At 48.9% G+C, this 13,198-nt stretch carries 10 protein-coding genes; 9 read left to right on the top strand and 1 reads right to left on the bottom strand.

What is annotated here, in order from left to right:
• The first annotated feature begins 72 nt into the window (after positions 1–72).
• The 4 genes from ACEN86_RS07040 to holA all read left to right on the top strand — a co-directional run bounded on the left by ACEN86_RS07040 (position 73) and on the right by holA (position 5,974).
• A complete protein-coding gene (locus ACEN86_RS07040) occupies positions 73–2,709 on the top strand; it encodes a DNA internalization-related competence protein ComEC/Rec2 (protein ID WP_495633602.1) in 2,637 nt (878 codons plus the stop codon).
• A 217-nt stretch (positions 2,710–2,926) separates the two neighbouring features.
• On the top strand, positions 2,927–3,475 hold the full coding sequence (locus ACEN86_RS07045; protein WP_127198151.1) for an RNA polymerase sigma factor: 549 nt from the start codon (positions 2,927–2,929) through the stop codon (positions 3,473–3,475).
• The gene (locus tag ACEN86_RS07050) at positions 3,472–4,683 is read left to right on the top strand and encodes an anti-sigma factor family protein (RefSeq protein WP_495633603.1); all 1,212 of its coding nucleotides are present in this window, start codon (positions 3,472–3,474) and stop codon (positions 4,681–4,683) included. Before ACEN86_RS07045 ends, ACEN86_RS07050 begins: the two co-directional genes overlap by 4 nt.
• A gap of 271 nt (positions 4,684–4,954) precedes the next feature.
• Positions 4,955–5,974 carry a DNA polymerase III subunit delta gene (gene holA / locus ACEN86_RS07055; protein WP_495633604.1) on the top strand — a complete coding sequence of 340 codons (1,020 nt, stop codon included), beginning with the start codon at positions 4,955–4,957 and terminating at the stop codon, positions 5,972–5,974.
• Between the two features lie 127 nt (positions 5,975–6,101).
• Here the strand turns inward: holA and rpsT are convergent, their stop codons facing one another.
• Positions 6,102–6,374: a 30S ribosomal protein S20 gene (gene rpsT / locus ACEN86_RS07060; RefSeq protein WP_068616180.1), complete on the bottom strand. Its 273-nt coding sequence runs from the start codon at positions 6,372–6,374 to the stop codon at positions 6,102–6,104.
• A gap of 160 nt (positions 6,375–6,534) precedes the next feature.
• Between rpsT and gpr the strand changes: the two genes are divergently transcribed.
• From gpr to hemW, 5 genes are all read left to right on the top strand, one after another.
• Positions 6,535–7,551, top strand: a complete 1,017-nt coding sequence (gpr, locus tag ACEN86_RS07065) for a GPR endopeptidase (protein ID WP_495633605.1) — start codon at positions 6,535–6,537, stop codon at positions 7,549–7,551.
• 142 nt (positions 7,552–7,693) lie between these two features.
• The gene (locus tag ACEN86_RS07070; protein WP_495633606.1) at positions 7,694–8,971 is read left to right on the top strand and encodes a stage II sporulation protein P; all 1,278 of its coding nucleotides are present in this window, start codon (positions 7,694–7,696) and stop codon (positions 8,969–8,971) included.
• 36 nt (positions 8,972–9,007) lie between these two features.
• The gene (locus ACEN86_RS07075; protein WP_495633607.1) at positions 9,008–9,538 is read left to right on the top strand and encodes a hypothetical protein; all 531 of its coding nucleotides are present in this window, start codon (positions 9,008–9,010) and stop codon (positions 9,536–9,538) included.
• A 108-nt stretch (positions 9,539–9,646) separates the two neighbouring features.
• On the top strand, positions 9,647–11,464 hold the full coding sequence (lepA, locus tag ACEN86_RS07080; protein WP_495633608.1) for a translation elongation factor 4: 1,818 nt from the start codon (positions 9,647–9,649) through the stop codon (positions 11,462–11,464).
• Positions 11,465–11,871: 407 nt separating this feature from the next.
• Positions 11,872–13,098, top strand: a complete 1,227-nt coding sequence (gene hemW / locus ACEN86_RS07085; protein WP_495633609.1) for a radical SAM family heme chaperone HemW — start codon at positions 11,872–11,874, stop codon at positions 13,096–13,098.
• Positions 13,099–13,198 lie beyond the last annotated feature (100 nt).

Consider the following 13,198-nt stretch of genomic DNA (forward strand, 5'->3'; position numbering starts at 1 on the left):
TAGACGGTAGATTAATAGCATTTACTCTGAGGAAGAACCTCATCTTGCGAATATAGCAGGATGGGGTTCTTTTTGATTTTTAAGTATAAGACGGATGAAAGGGGTGGGATGATGACACGCAGACCACTGTTGACAGCGGCTTACTTGTGGATCGCGGGAAGCGTAGTCGCAAGTCAATATGAAGGATGGACTTTCTGGTGTTTATGGACGGGTGCGACATTGGCATTTCCTCTCTTAGGCTTCTTGGGCAGGTGCAGCTGGAAGCGGACTCTTATCTACTGGCTTATCTTCTCGGCTTCGTCCCAGTACTGGAATTATAATGAGATTCGGAATGTAAGCTCGATAACGACTCTATTGGACACACATTCTATAACAGCAGAGGAATCTGTAATCAGCAGAGCAGAGGGGGTTATTATCTCTGCACCGGAGACGGATGGGGACAGAACGGATTTTAGGATCAGGCTTAACCGTCTCTCTGTAGAAGCACCAGGTCAGAAATCACTGAACGAGAACGATCTGCGTAGTGAAATGGTAATCGTGCAGGTTCGCCTGCTAAGTGAGAAGGAACTTGAAATTTCCCGGAAATGGACGCGGGGACAGAACGTGATTCTTACAAATGTGAGCCTGATTGCTCCTGCTCCGGCCCGGAATTTCGGAGGATTTGATTACGGGAGGTATTTGCACCGGGAACACATTCACTGGTTGTTTAAGGTTAAGGGAACGGCAAATGTCCAGACATCAGCCGCGGGCTGGAGCTTCACGGCGATAATGGCCTGGACCGACCAGTTAAGAAGCCAATTGGGCAGCCGTATCAGCCTTTTATTTGAAGAGCCCAGTGCCGGGTTCATGAAAGGTTTATTAATCGGCGTAACCGAGGACCTCGACCCGGAGACCTACAGCAGCTTCTCCCAGCTCGGCTTGACTCACATTCTTGCTATTTCGGGAAGTCATGTCGCTATTAATATGAGTATCTTGTTCTGGATACTAAGACGATTCAGAGTAAGCCAGGAGAAGGCTTATCTTATTGTCCTGATATTTATTCCGCTATATGTATTATTAACAGGCTTGACCCCCTCCGTAGTCCGATCCGGGATCATGGCCATGCTTGGCATATACCTGCTCAGGCAGGGGCTTTTTAAGGATGCCTTGAATATTTTGGCGGCGACAGCCCTTCTGATGTTAATTTGGGAGCCCTACTATTTGTACAATGTTAGTTTTCAGCTGTCCTTTCTCGTTACCGCAGGATTGATTCTGCTTGTTCCCATGGTGAATCCGTTGTTAGGCTTTCTCCCGGGCAGAGTAAGGACGGCCGTCTCCATGACGATAGTGGCCCAATTGGTATCCTTCCCCTTAACGATCTACTACTTTAATCAGTTCTCGCTGCTCTCTCTTGCTGCTAATTTTCTTATTGTACCTATTGTAGGCGTGTTCTCTTTATCAGCCGGTACTGCCTCTCTTCTATTCAGTTTAATCTGGCTGCAATTAGGCAGGTGGACTGCCTACCCCATCCAGATGGTGAACGAGCTTACGTTTGCGGCAGCGCTGTGGATGAATAACCGGAGCGGATTCATGACGATTTGGAAATCGCCTTCGGCTGGCTGGATAGCTGCATACTATATAGTCATCAGCTGTCTTTTGTACTTATTTAGAAGGAGAGCAGAGTCTGAACATGCAGTTGTCAGCAATTTTACGTCTAATGAGACCCAGCCTCTTACACCTGAGTTGTCCCCTATATCAAGGTATGGGAATCCAAGCCGCCGCAGGCTTATGCTCTGGTCAGTGGGACAGCTGCTGTGCTGCTGCAGCCTGGCGGGACTTCTGTATAGCGGGTACCAGCCTGAGAATCCCTATAATACGGGAACTGTCCAATTCATCGATGTAGGTCAGGGAGACTGCGCGCTTATTACTACGCCTGAGGGCAGAAACATCCTGGTGGATGGAGGAGGAACCGTGACATTCGGGAAGCCGAAGGAGGTTTGGAAGAACAGGAAAGATCCCTATGAGGTCGGTGCGAAGGTGGTGGTTCCGCTGCTTAAGAAAAGAGGCATTCATCAGCTCGACGCCATCATTCTAACGCATGGGGATCAGGACCACGCTGGGGGAATTCAGGCCGTGCTGGATTCTATCCCGGTACAGGCGGTATTCATAAACGGTACTCTGACCGGCACGAAGACAATCAAGGACATTATACATACCGCTCTTAACAAAAAGATTAAGCTGTACACCATTTCCGGTGGACTGCAAATTAAGCCGGACAGCCGCACGATGCTGACTTTTCTGGCACCTGTTAAGCCTAAGGACCATAGCGCGGGGGACATCCCTTTTATCAAGGAGCAGAATCATGTATCGATTGCATTTCTTATGGAAATGGACGATGCCCGCTTCTTGTTCACAGGGGATATGGACACGGCCTCTGAGCAGGCGGTGCTTGAGAAGCTGGGTTCCTCTAGCAGCCTCGGCTTCCCAGACGTTCTGAAAGTTGCCCATCACGGAAGCCATACATCGACTTCGGAGGAATGGCTGGACTTTTGGAAGCCCAGGGCAGCCGTCATTTCTGTTGGGGTGTCCAACAGCTATGGTCATCCACATCCCGATACTTTAGACAAGTTGAAGAAGCGGGGGATCATTATCCATCGCACAGATGAGATGGGTGAGATTCAAATGCAGGTCCGAGAAGGGGAGATTGTCACACGACATAGACTCCAATAGAAGGACTAAAGTCTCCTTGAGAAACCAATCTCAGGCGTCACCTGAGGGCCGGATGACTCCGTGTCAGATTTCTGTTATTCTTAGGTGAGACTTATGGCACAAAGAACCAGTGTTTTTCCATAATATATCTGCGTTAAAATGTAAAAAAGACTAGATGTCATTGCAACATATTACCGAAATGTAACGTCTGTATAGTTGCAAGGAAGGGGGATCCTTTGTGGTCGAGCAGGGACTCATCAGAGCCGCTCAATCAGGCGATCGCGACGCTCTAATTACCCTATTGCGAGAGATAGAACAACAGGTGTATCGCACAGCCTATTATATTCTTAATAATGAGCAGGATGCCCACGATGCCGCCCAGGAAGCACTCATTCGTGTATATACCAAGATTGATTCCTATGAAGAGAAGGCTCAGTTTAAGACCTGGGTCCAGCGGATTGTAACCAATATATGTATCGACAAATTCCGTCGCAGCAAGCCTACCGTATCCATCGATGAACATGAGATGGTATTTCAGGGTAAGGAGAACGTGGAGCGGCAGGTGATGTCGACGTATTTGGCACAAGATATTCAAGAGGCGATCAATCAGCTTCCGGATCATCATCGCTCGGTTGTCGTCCTTAGATACGTACAGGACTTATCCTATAGTGAAATTGCCGATTGTCTAGACCTCCCGCTTAATACTGTCAAATCCTATTTATTTCGAGCAAGACAACAACTGCAAAACTTACTACAAGATTATCAGAAAGGTGGTGTATCAGGATGAAATGCCCGGAAGCGATGGAATGGATGCATCGTTATTTGGACGGGGATCTGAGTGTAGAAGAGAGTGATCTGTTGATCGCGCATCTTCGCAGCTGTGATGATTGTGCTGAAGCGTTCGGGTTACTGAAACATTTGTCGGACAATCTCTATCAGCTTCCGGATGTAACTCCGAAGTATAGTATTGTCGATTCCATACTCCCAAGACTTCAGGAGATTGACAGGGCGCGTGCGGAAGAAGGAAGCGCTCTTGAGATGACTGAGCCACAGGTTCCATTGATGAGAACCGTTCAAAGCCGGACCAAGAAGCCGAAGCGGAGTTCTTTTTGGCAGAGAAGTTCTTCAAGAACGTGGGTCGGCGGAGTGGCTGCTGCAGCCGCGATATTAGGTCTCTTTATCTATCAACACGAGCCTACTACAGTGCCTAATGCTGAAATTGCCTCAACGGCGACTTCCTCCTCTCATATGGAGAAATCAATTACCGATGAGAATTCAGCAGGATCTGCTGCTTCAGATATGGTGGCTCCTTCGGTCACACAAGAGCAGACTGCGAAGTCTACGGATGGAGGAGCCTCCCGAGCGGATAGCGTGAACGGGGATGCGAAGACCGAGTTGAAGGCAGAGATATCGAGTAATGACAACGGAAAGTCTAATGATTCAGCTGCAGCTCCGAAGCAGGAAGGCAGTAAGGATCCTTCGTCTGTAGCCGAGAAGAAGACTCAGCAGAGTCAGAAGAAGGAATCGTCTGCTATTCCTAACAAGAATAAAGCTACTACGAGCCCAGACTCTTCCTCGGTGAATGAATCGACTTCTTCCTCAGACAAAGTAGATGCGAAGAAACCGGCAGATACACAGGGGAGCCAGGAGAATCAGGTAGCTGAAGCTCCTGACAAAAAGGTCACAGCAACTGGACCTGTTACGAAGCCCGGCGGCTCCTTCATGGGAATAACCAGCTTCCCGCCAGTCAAAGTGTCCCCGAACGGGAAATATACGGCGGAAGTGGAACAGAGTCACCTGAAAGTATATGTCAATGATGGACAGAATCGGACGCTTTTGTCAGACATACCGCTTAATGGAGATTGGGTAAAAGGGGAATGGTCAGAGGACAGCAAAGTCTTCAATTATCAGACCTCCAAAGAGGATGCTGTTAAAGATTATTCCTTCAATACTGAGGATGCGGATAAGGGAAATTCCACCAATTCGTCACAATAGGAACCTTTTCACACCTGGCTGAATAGGTTATATAATAAGTAACGAGCAATGAGTTTCCTGATCGTCTATGACCGCCGGGCAGTAAGTTTCTAGAGCTTTCTTGCCTGACGTTTATATAGATGTTCCGGGACAAAGAGACCTTAGTGCCTTATGGTGCGGGTCTCTTTGTTGTTTTATCGTAAGGGTACAAGCTTGCTGCTCATGGGCCGAGCATAGACTTTGAAACCAGTTTTACATACAATATAGAGGTGATGGCAGGAGGGGTAGTACTTTGGACATTAAGGCAGCAATCAAAGAAATCAAGAGGGGACAAGTCTCTCCTTTATATTTGTGTTATGGCTCAGAGAAATATCAGATTCGGGAATTTATTCAGCAGATTCAAGATCAGATTGTCGACCCGGAGAACCGTGATTTCGCGGTGGCTCATTATGATCTGGTGGATACTCCGATTGAGACGGTAGTGGAGGAAGCGGAGACGCTGCCTTTCCTTGTGGAGCGCAAGCTCGTTCTTGTTCGTGACAGCTCCTTATTCTCGGCGGCTAAGGAAGACGGGAAGATTGAACACAAAATTGATCGCTTGCTCGCCTACCTGGATAATCCGGCCGAACATAGTGTCGTCGTATTTACGGTGAATGGGGAGAAGCTGGACGAACGCAAGAAGACCGTCAAAGCGATGAAGGCGAAAGGGCAGGTGCTCTCGTTCATGCCTCTTGGAGGCAATGAGCTGATTCAGTGGGTGATCAAACAGGCTTCGAGCCGGAACTGTACTATGGATGAGACGGCGGCTGGGGCGTTATTGGCCAGTGCGGGGGTGCAGATGGCTGCGCTGTCTGCCGAAGTGAACAAGCTGTGTCTGTATGCTGGCGCTGGAGGTACTATAACGGCTGATGCGATTAACCAGCTCGTTGCGCGGACGACAGAGCAGAATGTGTTCGTCATGGTTGAAGATATTGCCAATCTCAAGCTGGAGCGAGCTCTGTCCACGTTCTACGAGCTGCTTAAGCAGCGTGAGGAGCCGATCAAGATCGCGGCTCTGATTGCAAGGCAGTTCCGGATCATGCTTCAGGTAAAGGAGCTTGGCGGACAGAGTTATTCCCAGCAGCAGATTGCTTCCCAGCTGGGACTTCACCCGTATGCGGTTAAAATTGCAGGCGAGCAGGCCAGAAAGTTCGAAGCCAGCCGGCTCAGACGTTCGTTGTCGGATCTGGCTGAGCTGGATTTCCGGATGAAGAGTGGCCGGATTGATAAGGTTCTGGGGCTTGAAATGTTTCTGCTCGGACTCGGAGCATAATAGACAGACAGAGGGCTTTGGCGGAAATGCCAAAGCCCTCTTCTGTGATCCGCAGCGCAGCCAATCAAAAAACGGGCGCTTCCCAAAGGGAAGCACCCGTTTCATGCATTTGACATATAATAGCGCCTTACGCTTGCTTTGTAAGAGCGTTCAATTTTTTTGCCAAGCGAGATTTCTTACGAGCAGCTGCATTTTTATGGATCAAACCTTTCGTTACGGCTTTGTCCAATTTCTTGGAAGCTGCGGCGAAAGCGGCTTTAGCTGTGTCCACTTCGTTGTTAGCCAGTGCGGAATCAGCGGCTTTAACAACCGTACGAAGAGCAGACTTTTGAGAAGCGTTCAGCGCGCGGCGTTTGTCATTAGTTTTCACACGTTTAATGGCGGATTTAATGTTAGGCATTGCATTCACCTCCTGTAAAGCATCTATCGAAAATTCACAACTTAAAATATTTTAGCATGTGCCCCTATAAAAAGCAATAAATTCATCATAAAACATCTATAGTATAATCTGCACGCCTCTCCCGCACAATAAAGGAAACAGTCACTAAGGAGGTTGCAGAATGACGCTCGATCTAAGTCAGTATATGGTACGAACGGATTTAGCCGTAGAGGCAAAGGAATTGGCTGAACGTGTGCACGGCGGCCCTATCCCTGGTTTGAACGAGGACATTACGGAGGATGACGGGATCAAGGTGACCCGGCTTGATGTGCTTAATGAGTCGGCCTCCATGCAGATTGGAAGAGTACAAGGTCATTATGTAACGATAGAGGTTCCAGCCTTAAGGAATCAGGATACCGGACTGCAGGAAAGAGTGGCAGCCACATTTATAACGGAATTTACAGGATTCATGAACAAGATAGGGATTACGGATGACAAAAAGGTACTGATTGTCGGGCTGGGCAACTGGAACGTCACGCCGGATGCTCTGGGTCCGCTTGTCGTTGAGAATGCCTTGGTTACCCGCCATTTCTACCAGCTTGCCCCCGATCAGGTTGCTCCAGGTTACCGTGAGGTAAGCGCCATAGCTCCCGGGGTGCTTGGAACGACGGGGATCGAATCCAGCGAGATTGTACAGAGCATAGTTGAGCGAACCAAGCCGGATGTTGTTATTGCAATAGATGCTCTGGCCTCGAAATCCCTGGATCGTCTGAACACAACGATACAGATTGCCGATATCGGCATCCACCCTGGCTCAGGAATAGGGAATAAGCGGCGCGGGCTGACCAAGGAAATACTTGGGGTCCCTTGTATCGCGATCGGTGTTCCAACGGTATGTTATGCCTCCACAATTGTCAATCATACGTTTGATCTTCTTCTCCAGCATTTTGATCAGGAGAATGGCGGGCCAGGCAACAATCAGACGAAGCAGATTATGGGACTGATTACGGATCTAAGCGAACAAGAGAGATTGGGGCTGGTAAAAGAAGTTCTGCAGCCGCTCGGTCACGATGTCATCGTAACCCCCAAGGAAATTGACGAATTCATTGAAGATATCGCCAATATTATTGCCAGCGGGTTAAATGCTTCGCTGCATAAGGCGGTTAATGCTGACAATGTCGGCTCATACACCCACTAGGAAATGAAAGTCGAAACTATGAAGTTCGCAATCTAGCGGACTTCTTTTTTTTATGAGATTGAGGTTCTACCTTTTTAGCCCGGTTCATAGATTTGAAATATAAGAGTTAACACTCAACCGGCTATGAGGAGGACAAGCGACAATGAAATCATTCAGAACGTGGAATGTTGCGAAATGGAGACAGAAGCTGATGCAGGTGCTCGCAATGGGCCGTACTTTTGTACTGCTCATGGTGTTGTCGATAGTGTTTTTTATTCTACTGGGCATAGGCGGGCTGGCTGAACGAAGCCTCAATACGTCTCCGGTCTCTTCCATGAAAGGGCTCGCGGCCTCGCTGTCCAGCCGCTTCTTCGTAGATATGGTAGGCATGGAGGTTCCGCATCTTGGTAACGGACAAGGCCCTTCGGCACTCTCGGGTAAGAGCATGACTAATTTCGTATTCCAGCTGTTGACCAATGTGAACCCTTCTGATCCCAAGACTCTGCTGGCTCGCGAAGTTCCAGGTCTTGGTGCGAACAGCCCCGTCCTTCTGCGAACAGGCTCAGGCAACAAGGCGGTCGATGCTCCAGAGGATTACAATCCCGCTGCGGATAAGCCAGCTTCAGATAAGCCGAAGCAAGCGGATGCGTCTAAGCGCGGCCAGGATAAGGGACGGGACACCGCAGATCAGGGCGGCCAGACAGATAAAAGTCAGAATGTGAAGCCAGGCTCCAAGAAAGTCGTCATGATCTATCATTCTCATCCTCAAGAATCCTATAATCCACTGCTGGGGTCATCGGGTGACAATCCAAGCTCGGCGAATTTCTCCAAAAATGTTGGTGTAGTCGGAAGCATGGTAACCAAGGAGCTCGAGCGGAAAGGGCTGTCCACGCTCCATACGCTTGCGGACTATGCTTCCTCTGTCAAGAACTACAACTATAACTACTCGTACAAGTACTCAAGAGCTACCGTGAAAGAGGCACTGAGCCAGAACCAGGATCTGTCGTACTTTATTGATATTCACAGGGATTCCCAGCGCTATAAAAAAACAACAACGACATTAAACGGAGTGACTTATGCCCAAGTCTACTTTATTATCGGCCACGCCAATCCGAATTGGCGGAAGAATGAAGCATTTGCAAGCCGGATCCACAGCCGTCTGGAAAAGGCTTACCCCGGTATCTCCCGCGGGATTTGGGGGAAAACCTCTGCTCAGGGCAACGGAGAATACAACCAATCTTTTTCTGCTAACAGTGTGCTGATTGAGGTTGGCGGAATTGACAATACTAAAGAAGAGCTGGAGCGAACGTCCAAAATTCTGGCCGATATGATTGCTGAAGTCTATTGGAGTGATCAAAAAGCTAAGAAGGTAGATGAACCGAAGGAGAATAAGCCGAAGAATACGGCTCAAACGGATAAGGCCACGCCCCCGCATGCTTAATGACAGGGGACGGCTGAAGCAGTAAAGGAGGTAGAGATGATGAAGAGGACGTTCAGGAAAACGTTACTGTATGGTCTAGTGCTTGTGGCAGGAGCCACCATAGGCATTCAGCTTGCAGATACAGCCCCGGCAAATATGGCCGCAGGTGCAGGCATGTATCCTGCCCAGCAGTATGTTCAGCAAGGAGGTACTGCCCTGCCTGCTAATTCGCTGCAGGCCAATTCAGTGCAGGGAAGTACAATACAAGGAAGTGTAGTACAGGGTAATCCGCAGCAGCTTGTGCAGGGAGGAGGCGTGGGCAATTCGAATAATCCGGGCGCCTCTGCCTATCAGGCACAGAATGGGCAGTATGTTCAGCAAGGCCAACCCCAGCAGTTCATTCAGCAGCTTGTTCAGCAGACACAGGATACAACCGGAGCGCTTCAAACCCCAGGGAACATCCTGCTTCCCGCACCTCCGAAGACGCCGATTGACCATTTTGCCGACCGCACGGGAGAGCTGCTGCAGCAAGCCTCACAGAACGGAATCAAGTGGGTAGTATCCCTGTTTGGCTCCTTAACCAACTAGGTTCGCAAGCAGACCCAATCCTCATTCCTGAAACGCAGTCTTTAATTCATCGTGCGTAGCTGATATAATGAGTTGATTGTACTTCAGGTTCATTGGTGGGGGTAAGGCATGACGGATATTAGAGCAAGACAGAAGAAAATCAGAAACTTCAGTATTATTGCACATATAGACCATGGTAAATCAACGCTCGCAGACCGTATTCTTGAATATACGGGAGCGTTATCTTCCCGTGAGATGCAGGAGCAGGTTCTGGACCAGATGGATCTGGAGCGTGAGCGCGGGATCACGATCAAGCTGCAGGCCGTGCGATTAACGTACAAGGCCGATGATGGCGAAGAGTATCTGCTGAACTTGATCGATACGCCAGGACACGTCGATTTCACGTATGAAGTATCCCGAAGCCTTGCGGCTTGTGAGGGTGCGCTGCTGGTTGTCGATGCTGCCCAGGGGATTGAGGCCCAGACTTTGGCGAATGTCTACTTGGCGCTTGATAACAACCTTGAAATTCTGCCGGTCATCAACAAGATCGACCTTCCGAGTGCGGATCCAGACCGGGTTAAGCAGGAGATTGAAGACGTGATTGGACTGGATGCCAGCGAGGCTGTGCATGCTTCAGCCAAAGCAGGAATCGGGATTAAAGAGATCCTCGAGCAAGTGGTAAGCAAGGTGCCGGCTCCAACAGGAGATCCGGATCAGCCGCTGAAGGCCCTGATCTTTGACTCTCACTATGATCCATACAAAGGGATCATCGTGTATGTCCGTGTTATTGACGGGAAGATCAAAGCAGGCTCCAAGATTAAAATGATGGCTACTGAAAAGACGTTTGAAGTGATTGAAGTCGGCGCCTTCATGCCGCGAATGAGCATTGTGGACGAGCTTAATGTCGGGGATGTAGGCTTCATTGTTGCCGGAATCAAATCCGTAGGGGATACCCGCGTGGGTGATACCGTAACGGATGCGAAGAACCCGACACCGGAGCCGCTACCTGGCTACCGCAAAATTAACCCCATGGTCTACTGCGGTCTGTATCCGATCGAGACCTCGGATTATAACGATCTGCGTGAGGCGCTCGAGAAGCTCCAGCTGAACGATGCGTCACTGAGCTTTGAGCCGGAGACATCCAGTGCGCTTGGATTCGGCTTCCGGTGCGGATTCCTCGGACTTCTGCATATGGATGTTATCCAGGAGCGTATCGAACGTGAATTCAATATACCTTTGATTACAACGGCACCAAGCGTTATCTACAAAGTTACACTGACCAACGGCGAGGTTGTTACCATTGACAACCCTTCACACTATCCGGAAGTAGGAAAGATCGATAAGGTAGAAGAGCCTTACGTTAAGGCAAGCATCATCGTGCCTAACGATTATGTAGGTACGGTCATGGAGCTGTGTCAGAACAAACGCGGTGAATTCGGTAACATGGAGTATCTGGATACAACACGTGTAACGATTACCTATAACATTCCTTTGTCCGAAATTGTGTACGATTTCTTTGATCAATTGAAATCCGGTACCAAAGGATATGCTTCATTTGACTACGAGCTGACAGGCTATCGTCCTTCGAACCTCGTTAAGATGGAGATCCTGCTGAACGGAGAGCAGGTCGATGCGTTCTCCTTCATCGTTCACCGGGACAGAGCGTTCCACAGGGGACGGTTGATCTGCCAGAAGCTGCAAAAGCTCATCCCTCGGCAAATGTTCGAGGTGCCAATCCAGGCATCCATCGGTACCAAGGTTGTTGCGCGTGAGACGGTCAAAGCCATGCGTAAGAACGTACTTGCCAAATGTTACGGTGGAGATATCTCCCGTAAGCGGAAGCTGCTTGAGAAGCAGAAGGAAGGGAAGAAGCGCATGAAGCAGGTCGGCAGCGTTGAGGTGCCGCAGGAAGCGTTCATGGCTGTTCTTAAGATCGACGAGGAATAAGCGAAATTACGGAGAAAAGGAAAGCTGCGGCATATTCAGAGATGACAGACAAAGTTCATAGTAGAAGTAACCCAAGGTGTGTGTGAAGAGGATGTCCATCTCCAGCCGCTTCTTGTCCGCCCTTTGCCCGATTAGACCAAGTGGTGGCAAAGGGCTCCCAAAGGCGGACGTAAACTCTTACGATTGGACATCCCCTTCCTGTGAGCTTGTGAGAACTTCATAACGACTTTGTCAGAACGCTGAAGGAAAGCCGCGAGGCTTTCCTTTTTCCGTAAGAGGAGAGGGCAGGAAGAAAGAACAATCGGTGTGGATTCGGCCGATGATTGAATCAGGAAGATCAGGAAGTAGCAGCAGTAGAAGTATAAGTACCAACAAGCAGGATGCTTAGTGGTAGGGAGGGTAACAGCATGCACAACACAGCTAACTTAAAGGCAAGTGGGGCGGACAATCTGCGAACATCAGACGGGGCGCCCAAAGCCATTTATATACACATTCCATTTTGCACAAATAAATGTTTCTATTGTGATTTCAATTCCTATGTCCTAAAGGACCAGCCGGTTATGGAATATTTGAAGGCCCTGGATCATGAGATGGAGCTCACCGCTCAGCAGACGCCACCAGATGTAATTCATACGATTTTTGTTGGTGGCGGAACGCCTACGGTACTTACACCTAAGGAGATGGAGTTCTTCCTTTCATCTGTCCGCCGGCATTTTCCTAACTGGGCTGAAGATATTGAATTTACAATGGAAGCGAATCCGGGTACAACGGATTTGGAGAAGCTTGCTGTCATGAAGGCTGGCGGTGTCAACCGGGTCAGCTTTGGCGTGCAGGCATTCCAGAACGAACTTCTTGGGCGCATTGGACGCATTCATAATACGGATGACGTCTATCGCAGTCTGGAGAACGCCCAGAAGGCGGGAATCAGCAATATGTCCATAGATTTGATGTTCGGTCTGCCCAATCAGACTGTAGAAATGCTGGATCAGAGCATTACCAAGGCGCTGGCCCTTGGTCTGCCGCATTACTCTATCTATAGCCTTAAGGTAGAAGAGAATACGCTCTTCCATACGATGTATCAGAAGAATGAACTTCCTCTGCCGGATGAGGAGGATGAGCTGCAAATGTATCTGCTGCTCATGTCCCGAATGAAAGAGGCCGGATATAAGCAGTATGAGATTAGCAATTTTGCTAAACCTGGCTACGAAAGCAGACATAACATGACCTACTGGCGTAATGAGGATTATTATGGACTTGGTGCCGGAGCTCACGGGTACGTTGGAGGGCAGCGTCATATTAACATCAAAGGCGTAACTCCTTATAATGAGGCTGCTTCAGTCGGTCTGCCCCGTCTTGATCAATTCGAAGTTACTACAGATGAGGCGATGGAAGATTTCGTGATGGTGGGCCTGCGTGTTCTGGACGGGATCCAGAGCAGGCATTTCCTTGAGCAGTTTGGAATCTCTATAGAAGAGAAGTTTAAAGCGCCTCTAGATAAAATGCTTCAAGCTGGTCTGTTAGAGAGAACAACTGTAGTTGAAGGATATAAGCTTAGCGAGAAGGGAATTCTTTTCGGGAATGAAGTTTTTGCTGAATTTATTGGCTATCTGACCGGAAACAATGACTCAAATTAGCTTAAAGTAATTTGTCTCAAGCCGTATGGCTGTAACCGCAGCAGGGTGTCTGCATACCCTGAATAATATGTTATTTTTATATTGAAACCTTATACGACTT

The organism is Paenibacillus sp. Paensp111 (genome assembly GCF_059492195.1).

Bases quoted from the DNA above. Each gene is read 5' to 3' on its own strand.
- ACEN86_RS07050 (WP_495633603.1), top strand. From the start codon at position 3,472: ATGAAATGCCCGGAAGCGATGGAATGGATGCATCGTTATTTGGACGGG.
- rpsT (WP_068616180.1), bottom strand. From the start codon at position 6,374: ATGCCTAACATTAAATCCGCCATTAAACGTGTGAAAACTAATGACAAA.
- gpr (WP_495633605.1), top strand. From the start codon at position 6,535: ATGACGCTCGATCTAAGTCAGTATATGGTACGAACGGATTTAGCCGTA.
- ACEN86_RS07070 (WP_495633606.1), top strand. From the start codon at position 7,694: ATGAAATCATTCAGAACGTGGAATGTTGCGAAATGGAGACAGAAGCTG.
- ACEN86_RS07075 (WP_495633607.1), top strand. From the start codon at position 9,008: ATGATGAAGAGGACGTTCAGGAAAACGTTACTGTATGGTCTAGTGCTT.
- lepA (WP_495633608.1), top strand. From the start codon at position 9,647: ATGACGGATATTAGAGCAAGACAGAAGAAAATCAGAAACTTCAGTATT.
- hemW (WP_495633609.1), top strand. From the start codon at position 11,872: ATGCACAACACAGCTAACTTAAAGGCAAGTGGGGCGGACAATCTGCGA.